An 8336-nucleotide genomic window follows, 5' to 3' on the forward strand; every position below is an offset into this window, starting at 1 on the left:
TTTCCTTGTTCAGCCGCGTGACCACCGCGGCAGGCGTGCCGGCGGCGCCAGCACGCCGAACCAGCCGGTGACCTCGAATCCCGTCATCCCTTGCTCGGCGACCGTGGGCACATCGGGCAGCACGCTCGAGCGCGTTTTCGTGGTCACTCCCAGCGGGCGCAGCTTGCCTGCCTTGATGTGCGGCAGTGCGCTGGACGGGATGTCGAAGCCCAGGTCGACCTCGCCGGAAAGAAGGGCCGTCAGCGCCGGGCCAGACCCCTTGTACGGCACCATGACCATGTCGATCTTCGCTTCGTTCTTCAGGAACTCGGCCGCGAGGCTCGTGGTGGTCGCGCCGCCGCCGCCAGCCGCGTAGTTGAGCTTGCCCGGGCTCTTGCGGGCCGCCTCGATCACATCCTTCAGTTGCTTGTAGGGCGCCGAAGCTGGCACCACGATCACGACGGGCGATGCGCCAACCTTGGCGACGGGCTCGAAGCTCTTCTGCGTGTCGTAACTCAGCTTGGGATACAGCGCGGCGCTGCCTGCATGCCCGCTCGTCACCATCAACAGCGTGTGGCCATCCGGCTTCGAAGCGGCAACCGCAGCCGTTGCAATGGTGGCACCAGCCCCCGGCTTGTTGTCGACGATGACGGGCTGGCCGAGCGAGGTGCCGAGCTTCTGCGCCAGCAGGCGCGCGAGGCTGTCGGCCGAGCCGCCGGGCGCAAAGCCGACGACCAGGGTGACGGGCTTGGCGGGATAGGTCTGCGCCTGCGCGGTGCACAGGGCCAATGCGGCACCGGCACCGAGGAGGCCCTTCAACAGGGGGCGGAGGGTTGAGGTCATGTGCTTGTCTCTTTTCGAGGGTGGGTCGAATGCATGGATGCTAGGAATGCACGGCCCCCGGGTCCAATACCAATCACGGCGCAGGCTATAACATCGTGTTCTGACTTGGGGTTTCCACCGAACAACTTGTAGTAGGTGCCAAAGGTGAATCTGCGCCAGATCGAAGTCTTTCGGGCCGTCATGACAACCGGTTCCACGACCAATGCGGCCAGGCTGCTGCACGTCTCCCAGCCGGGGGTCAGCCGCCTCATCCGGCACCTGGAGATCCAGCTCGGCGTCACGCTGTTCGAACGTCGCAACGCCCGCCTCATCGCAACGCCGGAGGCGCACACCCTGCAAGCGGAGGTCGACAAGGTGTATCGCGGCGTTCAGCACGTGCAGAACGTGGCGACCCACCTGCGCTTTGGCGGCCATGCCACGCTGCGAGTGCTGTCGAGCGCGAACACCGCGCTGCAACTCGTCCCGGGTGCTACCGCGAAGCTGCTGGAGCGCTTCCCCCATTCCAAAGTGTTTTTCGAGGCCTTGCCGACCCGCGAGATCGTGCAGACGCTGGTCGCCGAGGAGGCGGACGTCGCGATCTCGAGCGCTCCCCTGGACCACCCGGTTCTGGATGTCCGCGAGATCGGGCGGTGGACGCTGCAGTGCGTGGTGCCCAAGGGCCACGCCCTTTTGGCGAAGAAGTTCGATCTGGCCACGGCCCTGCGGCAACGCCTGATCGTCTACAGCCCTGAGGCACCGCAGAGCCGGGTCATCGATGCCTGGCTTGAGAAGTTCGGCATCTCACGGCAGGTGGCAGTAGAGGTGCGCTCGGGCTACGCCGCATGCGCCATGGCCGCCAGCGGAGCGGGCGTTGCGTTCGTCGACAACTTGTCTGCACGCGCGCATCGCTCCGAGCACCTTGAATTGATCAGGATCCCGGACGCGCCGCAGTTCGCGATCTACAGCGTGACCAACGTCAACCGGCCACCTTCTCAACTGGGGCAGACATTTCTCGAGATGGTGGCCCGGGAGTTGGCGAGCATTTCATAGGCCCGCGCGTGGCGTTCAGAGGGCGCGATACAACATCGCGCCTGGGCGCGGTCCCAACGCTGCAATTTCGTCGGGCAATCCGAGGGCCAGGAGCCAGCTCCCTTCGATCGCAGTCGCCTGTGGGCCCTGCAGCCACGGCAGTGGCGCCGCGTCGACCAATCTGCGGGCGAGCAAAAGGCCATTGCGGGATTCGAACTCGGCGGCGCGCAGGCGCCCCATGTCTTCCGTCTCGAAGGTCCAGACGGCCAGGCTGGTGGACGCATTGAACCCGTGCAACTCGCGAACGTCGCATATCCAACGCGACAAGTTGCACAGGTGAGGGCGCATGCGCGCGCTCATGGGGGTCGGATTGCTCAGCAGCAGGCGATAGGCCTCGCTCTCCAACACCTGCGCGTCCCGCATGCCGTAGATCGTGAGGTAGCGTGGCGCAACGCCATCGCCCCAGCGGCGATAGCGGTGGCCCCACAGCATGCCCGGCACCGCCAGCCGTTCGGGCACATGTTCGTTCGCGTGCCACTCGTTGTACTCGGCATCGAGTTCCGGCGCGACGTCATTCCAGAGCGCCAGCACCGCACCCGTGCCACGCATGTCGTCACTCATCGCAAGGCTCCGGCTTGAGCAGTACCTTGCTCGCCGTTTTCGCGTGCGCAAGTGCAAATCCTTCGGCGGCCTGTGACAAGGGCAAGACGTGGCTGACCATCGGGCGCATGACCTCATCCAGCTCGCCCATCAATTCGAGCGCCCGGGGCCAGTCGGATTCGGGCGGACGAAACGAGCCGCGCAATTGCTGCTGGCTGCGCACCATGGGTGTCAGGTCGAGCGCAAGGGGGCGAGCATGAATGCCAGTCACGACGACGATGCCGTTGCGCCGCAGCAGCGCCAGTCCCTGCGTGATGGTCTCAGGCACGCCCGTCGCTTCGAAGATGAGGTCGAAAGGCGCACCGCCCGTGTAGGGACGGCTGCCTTCATCGAGCGGCTGGGCGGCAACATCGACCAGCGCCTCGAATCCCATCCGGCGCAATGCATCGAATCGGGCGGCGTCGTCGAAGCCGCTGATCACCACCTGACTGGCGCCCGCCCGCCGTGCCAACGCGGCAATCCCCTGGCCAATGGTGCCTGGGCCCATCACGAGCACGCGCTTGCCGGACACGTCGCCTGCAATGCGAAGCGCCTGCATCGAGATGGTGAGTGGCTCGGTGAGCGCTGCGAGTTCATCGCTCACGCTGTCCGGCACTGGCACGCAATTGCGCGCCGGCACCCGGACCCAGGCGGCGAATGCGCCGTCGCGGGTCATGCCGATGCCGCGGCGCTTCTCGCAGCCATCATGATCGCCCGCACTGCACGCGGCGCAGACGCCACATGTCACGGAAGGACGGACGACCACGCGCCGTCCGGCCAGGTGGCCTGTCTGCGCCACGCCGACGAACTCATGCCCGATCGTGACCGGAATGCTCTGGGTGATGAAGGCGTAGCTCGGTGTCCAGTCGTCGACGTGCAGGTCGCTGCCGCAGATGCCGGTGGCACGGACCTTCACCAGCACATCGCCGGAATCGGCGTCCAGCACGGGAACCGGCACATCCACCAGTTCGAGGCCCGCTTCCGGGCGTGTTTTGCGCAAGGCTTGCATGGTTTGATCCCAGTGTCAGTCGATGCTGATGCCGACCTTCTTGATGATGGCGCCCCACTTGAGGCTCTCGGCAGCGATGAAAGTCTTGAACTCATCGGGCGAGCCCCCGCCAATGATCAGGCCCTGTTTGGCGAAGGCCTCGCGCACCCCCTTTTCCTTCATCACCTCGTTGACGTCGGCATTGATCTGGCGCACCACTTCCGGCGGTGTACCCGCGGCCGTGAAGAGGCCGTTCCATGCAAGGGCTTCGAAGCCGGGATAGCCCGACTCGGCGACCGTCGGCAGGTCCTTCATGGTCTCGGTGCGCTTGAGGCTCGTGGCGGCCAACAGGCGGATGCGGCCCCCTTCGATGAGCGGCAGCAACGCGGGTGCGACGGTGAACAGCGCCTGCGTTTCTCCTGATGCAATCGAAATGCCTGCCGGCGGGGAGCCGGCAAAAGGCACATGCGTCGCCTCGAAGCCCGCCGTGCTCTTGAACAGCTCCATGGTCAGGTGCGATGAACTGCCAGCGCCGACAGAGGCGTAGTTGATCTTGTTGCCCTGCTTCTTCGCCCATGAAACGAATTCGGGCAGTGTCTTGGCGGGATGGCTCGCGGCCACAGCCAGCACGTTGGGCTGGGACGAGGTGAGCACGATGGGCAGCAGATCCTTGGCCGGGTCGTACGCCATCTTCTTGTACATGTGCGGGCCGAAGGCAATCGGCCCATTGAAGCCGACGCCGAGGGTGTAGCCGTCGGCCGGGGCCTTGGCGACTGCGGTCATGCCCAGCATGCCGCCTGCGCCGGCCTTGTTGTCGACCACGACCGGCTGCTTCCAGCGCTCGCGCAGCTTGTCGCCCAGGGTGCGGGCAATGAAGTCGAGCGAACTGCCGGCCGGCGCTGGCACGACGAGCTTGACCGGCTTGGTGGGCCAGCTTTGGGCCGAGGCGGCGAGGCCAATAGCGCAACCCGCGAGCAGGGTAAATGCTTTCTTCATCTGTATGTCTCCATTGGGTGGACGGCGCGTCAGCGCCTGGAATGGACGAATTCTGGGCGTGTGGCTTCGATATTCCAAACACCGATAAGCTATGGGCCCGATACCTCGTGCATATGGAGTTCTTCATGACCATGGAACTGAGGCACTTGCGCTACTTCGTCGCTGTGGCCGAGACCGGCAACCTGAGCCGGGCTGCGGAAAAGCTGTTCATCGCCCAACCGCACTGTCTGTGCAAATCCGGCAACTCGAAGAGGAGATGGGCGCCTCGCTTTTTGTGCGCCATCCCAAGGGTGTGCGCCTGACAGCAGCGGGGGAGTCACTGCTACCGGAAGCGCGCTATCTGCTCGAGCGGGCTTCACGCATGAAGGAGTCTGTGACGGGAAGCGCCAGCAGCGGCCACCTCGCGCTCGGCTTCGTGCCCTCCGCCAGCAGCACCGTGCTGCCGAAACTCATCCGGCAACTCAAGAAGGAACATCCGGCGCTTCACATCGAACTGCGCGAGATGATCAGCAGCGAACAGGCCGAGGCGGTGGCTGCGGGCCATCTCGACGCCGGAATCGCGCGCACCAAGCCGCACCATCCCCGCCTGATGGTCGCGGCGCAGATGGCCGATCCCTTCTGCCTGGCGCTGACACCCCGGGAGGCCCGCCGTGCCGATAGTCCAGTCGAACTGCGCAGCTTTGCGGATCACGATTTCGTTGCCTTCACACGGCACCGGGGGCCGGCATACTTCGACCAGTCGATCTACCTGTGTGCCAAGGCAGGATTCAGCCCACGCATTCGCTACGAGGCGAGCACCGTGCATGGCGTGCTGGACCTTGTCGGCGCAGGCCTTGGCGTCGCGTTGGTGCCGTCCTCGTGCGCGTTGCTTGGCGTAGCGGGCACTTCATATCGCAGCCTCCGGCGTGCCGGCCTTGGCGAGTTCCTCGTGTTGCTGCAACGCAAGGCGGACTCAAATCCAATCTTGCCCGTGTTGGCGGATGCGGTACGTGCCAACTTTGTGGAACTCACGCGACGCACGACGCAAACGCTGGTTGACTAACGACGGCTGCTTGGCGGACGAAACCCGGTGTAGCACGCGACCGCGCTGGCGGCCGTTCATGGCCGCAACGGCCTGTTCGCGAGGCGCACTGACAGCTGTCGGTGGACAACCAAGCCATCACCCCTAAGGACCGCTGCCGGGTTCGGCTGCGAATTCACAGTCGCGGTCCATGCGCTGCCGGTCACACAAGCGCCGGCTACGGCTGCTTCAGACTACTGATAGCGGACATCCGCGCCGTCATACGGCCACGCCCAGCCGATCCAGATCGCCGGGTTCAGATGGAGACAGAAACTCAACGTCCGTGGCGCGACAGCGTCAGGAGGGCCAGGTGCGAGGAAGCGAGCGATCGAAATCGCATTCAGCCGCCTGCTCAGTTGTTGATCTTTCCATCGATCCCGGACATGCTCGGCCCATGATTGCAGAGCTCAGGACACTTGTCGCAGTTTGCAAATATGGAACCTTCGCGTCCGCTGGCGAGCACATCGGCCTGACGCAATCGGCGGTGAGCAGCCAGATCCGGCGAATCGAGGAGGCCCTGGGCTTTTCCTTGTTTGACAGGACCGGGCGGTCCGCCACGCTGAACAGCGCCGGGCAGATCGTCCTCGAGCGCGCAGAGGCCCTCTGCGCGCTTTACGCGAAGCTTGGCGATCCGCCCGATGAACGATCGACACAAGGTGTCTTGCGCATTGGCGCCATCGCCTCCGCGCAGTCGACGCTGGTCGCGCGTGCGCTCGAGAAGCTCCGTCAAGCGTTTCCGTTGGTCCGCGTCCATGTTTCGCCTGGCGTGTCTTTGCGGCTGATGGACGATCTCGACGCCGGAAGGATCGACGCCGCTGTGATGATTCGACCGCCCTTCGGCATGCCACCCGACATGACGTGGCAGTCGCTTGCCCATGAACCGTTTGTGCTCGTCGCCCAGAAGGATGGTTCGAGCCGCAAGGACTGGCGCGAGTTGCTGCAGTCGCGGCCCTTCCTCCGGTACGACCGCGTGTCCTTCGGCGGCCGCATGGTCGAAGGTTTCCTGCGGCGGCAAGGCATCACGGTGAAGGAGGCCATCGAGTTGGACGAAATCGCCGGCCTGATTCAGCTTGCCGCCAACGGGGTGGGCGTTGCGCTCGTGCCGCTTGTCGAAGCCCATCTGCCTCTGCCTGACCGCGTCCGGGTGGTGTCGTTGGGAGAACACACTTTCTACCGGGTAATCGGGCTGCTCCAGCGACGCGCCCGAACGAGTTCGCCGATCGTGGCCCATTTTTCGCGCTGCCTGGCAGAGGCAGCGGAGACCGCTGTCGAGAAAGCAGGCGCCCAACGCGGCGCATCGCGCAAAGACCGTCGTCGCCCTCGAGCCAGGCCCTAGCGCGTCTCGTACGCTTCCAACGGTTGGTCGGTGGGACTCGCCCAAGCGGCCTTGGTCATCTCGGTCGCGGGCAGGCCCACGATTGCGTTTTGCGGCGGGACCGGCTTCAGGAACCATTTGTCGTAGATGCGCGCCGCATCACCGCTCTTGGCCAACGACACGATGCTCTGGTCGACAAGCTTCTTGAACGCCGCATCGCCCTTCGGCAACATGATGGCAATGGGCTCTGTGCTCAGCACTTGGTCCAGCAGCTTGTACTGCGCGCGTTCCTTGCTCTTTGAAATGAGCGTCGCCAGAATCTGCCGATGTGCCACGAACGCGTCAGCGCGGCCGGTCTCCAGGAGCAGAAAGCCCTCGCTGTTGTCCTTGGCCGTCAGCTCCGCCGCATCGCTCTTGAGCGTTCTGAGCAGTTGCACGGAAGTGCTTCCCGTGGTCGCTGCCACCGTCTTGCGCGCCAACTGGGCGGTCGACTTGATGCCGGACGCTGACTTGACCGCGACGCGCACGGCCTCCACGTAAAGCGTAGGGGCGAAGGCGACGTATTTCTGACGTGCCGCGTTGTTGGTCGTCGTGCCGCATTTGATGTCGACCGTGCCGTTCTGCACGAGCGGAATGCGGTTCTGGGGTGTGACAAGTTGGTACTTCACTTCCAGCTTCTCGAGCTGCGTCGTCCTCTTGGTGTCGGCAATGATCCGCTCGCAAATTTCGACGTGGAAGCCGGTGTACTTTCCGGCTCCGGTGGTAAACGACATGGCGCCCGAGGCGTCGCGCAACGCCGACGGTGACAACGCCCGAGTCCCTGATCTTCAGCGTGTCTGTCTGTGCAGCCGCCGTCCCCAGGAATGTCAGGAGGGCAGCGGCAACGCTGGTGGCCGCCAGTGGTTGAAGTCTATTGGAGGCTCCTTACTTCGCGAACAGCGAGCCGGGATCGGCGAACGATTTCATCTCGATGGCGTTGCCTGACGGATCCAGGAAGAACATCGTGGCTTGCTCGCCAGGTTCGCCTTTGAAGCGGATGTAGGGCTCGATGACGAACGCTGTCTTGTTCGCGATCAGGTTGTCGGCCATGGCTTGCCACTTGTCCATCGGCAGGATGGCGCCGAAATGCTTGACCGGCACATCGTGGCCGTCGACGGCGCTGCTCTGCTTGTGGCCGCACTCCTCGGGTGCCAGATGCGCAACGATCTGATGACCGTAAAAGTCGAAGTCGACCCACTCGGGCGCGCTCCGTCCCTCGGGGCAGCCCAGCAGTTCCCCGTAGAAGGCGCGTGCTTCTGCGATGTCGCGCACGGGAAAAGCAAGGTGGAACGGGATGTGTTGGCGGGTTTCAGTCATGGTGTCCTCGTGGCGTCGTGGTTCAGGGTGAGGAGACTCTAAGTAAGCGGGCAATAAACCACGCCCTTCCTTCGAGCGCGACGAAGTGTGAGGCTACGTACCCATGTACAAGAACGTGGACACGTAATGTCAGAGTGGATTTCGGATTTGGC

The 8336-nt window shown here is 64.3% G+C and carries 8 protein-coding genes and 2 pseudogenes; 4 read left to right on the forward strand and 6 right to left on the reverse strand.

All coding sequences use genetic code 11. The features are described 5' to 3' along the window. Window positions 1–9: 9 nt before the first annotated feature. Window positions 10–822: a tripartite tricarboxylate transporter substrate-binding protein gene (locus tag QTI66_RS33240; RefSeq protein WP_286564642.1), complete on the reverse strand. Its 813-nt coding sequence runs from the start codon at window positions 820–822 to the stop codon at window positions 10–12. 144 nt (window positions 823–966) lie between these two features. Here QTI66_RS33240 and QTI66_RS33245 point away from each other — a divergent pair, with 144 nt between their 5' ends. Further along, window positions 967–1851, forward strand: a complete 885-nt coding sequence (locus QTI66_RS33245) for a LysR family transcriptional regulator (protein WP_286564643.1) — start codon at window positions 967–969, stop codon at window positions 1849–1851. A 15-nt stretch (window positions 1852–1866) separates the two neighbouring features. Here QTI66_RS33245 and QTI66_RS33250 read toward each other — a convergent pair whose 3' ends face one another. The 3 genes from QTI66_RS33250 to QTI66_RS33260 are packed head-to-tail and all read right to left on the reverse strand — an operon-like array spanning window position 1867 to window position 4453. Then, the gene (locus QTI66_RS33250) at window positions 1867–2451 is read right to left on the reverse strand and encodes a DUF4286 family protein (protein WP_286564644.1); all 585 of its coding nucleotides are present in this window, start codon (window positions 2449–2451) and stop codon (window positions 1867–1869) included. Next, window positions 2444–3478 (reverse strand): zinc-dependent alcohol dehydrogenase, encoded by a 1035-nt coding sequence (locus QTI66_RS33255; protein ID WP_286564645.1) that lies wholly within the window; start codon window positions 3476–3478, stop codon window positions 2444–2446. The genes QTI66_RS33250 and QTI66_RS33255 overlap by 8 nt, the downstream gene beginning before the upstream one ends. 15 nt (window positions 3479–3493) lie before the next feature. Further along, window positions 3494–4453 (reverse strand): Bug family tripartite tricarboxylate transporter substrate binding protein, encoded by a 960-nt coding sequence (locus tag QTI66_RS33260; protein ID WP_286564646.1) that lies wholly within the window; start codon window positions 4451–4453, stop codon window positions 3494–3496. Window positions 4454–4584: 131 nt separating this feature from the next. Here QTI66_RS33260 and QTI66_RS33265 point away from each other — a divergent pair. The 3 genes and pseudogenes from QTI66_RS33265 to QTI66_RS33275 form a co-directional block, all read left to right on the forward strand. Then, window positions 4585–4709 (forward strand): annotated as a pseudogene (locus QTI66_RS33265) (LysR family transcriptional regulator); the annotation flags it as partial. A gap of 105 nt (window positions 4710–4814) precedes the next feature. Next, window positions 4815–5495, forward strand: a complete 681-nt coding sequence (locus QTI66_RS33270; RefSeq protein WP_286564648.1) for a LysR family substrate-binding domain-containing protein — start codon at window positions 4815–4817, stop codon at window positions 5493–5495. A 412-nt stretch (window positions 5496–5907) separates the two neighbouring features. Then, on the forward strand, window positions 5908–6849 hold the full coding sequence (locus QTI66_RS33275; RefSeq protein WP_286564649.1) for a LysR family transcriptional regulator: 942 nt from the start codon (window positions 5908–5910) through the stop codon (window positions 6847–6849). Here QTI66_RS33275 and QTI66_RS33280 read toward each other — a convergent pair. Together QTI66_RS33280 and QTI66_RS33285 are read right to left on the reverse strand one after the other, a co-directional pair. Then, window positions 6846–7728 (reverse strand): annotated as a pseudogene (locus QTI66_RS33280) (amino acid ABC transporter substrate-binding protein). The gene QTI66_RS33275 and the pseudogene QTI66_RS33280 overlap by 4 nt on opposite strands. 24 nt (window positions 7729–7752) lie before the next feature. Continuing rightward, entirely contained in the window at window positions 7753–8184 is a 432-nt protein-coding gene (locus QTI66_RS33285) for a VOC family protein (protein ID WP_286564650.1), read from the reverse strand. Window positions 8185–8336: the final 152 nt, after the last annotated feature.

This window comes from Variovorax brevis, assembly GCF_030317105.1.
Classification (GTDB): Bacteria; Pseudomonadota; Gammaproteobacteria; order Burkholderiales; family Burkholderiaceae_C; genus Variovorax; species Variovorax brevis.

Coding starts and splice junctions, on each gene's coding strand:
- QTI66_RS33240 (WP_286564642.1), bottom strand. CDS start 822: ATGACCTCAACCCTCCGCCCCCTGTTGAAGGGCCTCCTCGGTGCCGGT.
- QTI66_RS33250 (WP_286564644.1), bottom strand. CDS start 2,451: ATGAGTGACGACATGCGTGGCACGGGTGCGGTGCTGGCGCTCTGGAAT.
- QTI66_RS33255 (WP_286564645.1), bottom strand. CDS start 3,478: ATGCAAGCCTTGCGCAAAACACGCCCGGAAGCGGGCCTCGAACTGGTG.
- QTI66_RS33260 (WP_286564646.1), bottom strand. CDS start 4,453: ATGAAGAAAGCATTTACCCTGCTCGCGGGTTGCGCTATTGGCCTCGCC.
- QTI66_RS33270 (WP_286564648.1), top strand. CDS start 4,815: ATGAAGGAGTCTGTGACGGGAAGCGCCAGCAGCGGCCACCTCGCGCTC.
- QTI66_RS33275 (WP_286564649.1), top strand. CDS start 5,908: ATGATTGCAGAGCTCAGGACACTTGTCGCAGTTTGCAAATATGGAACC.
- QTI66_RS33285 (WP_286564650.1), bottom strand. CDS start 8,184: ATGACTGAAACCCGCCAACACATCCCGTTCCACCTTGCTTTTCCCGTG.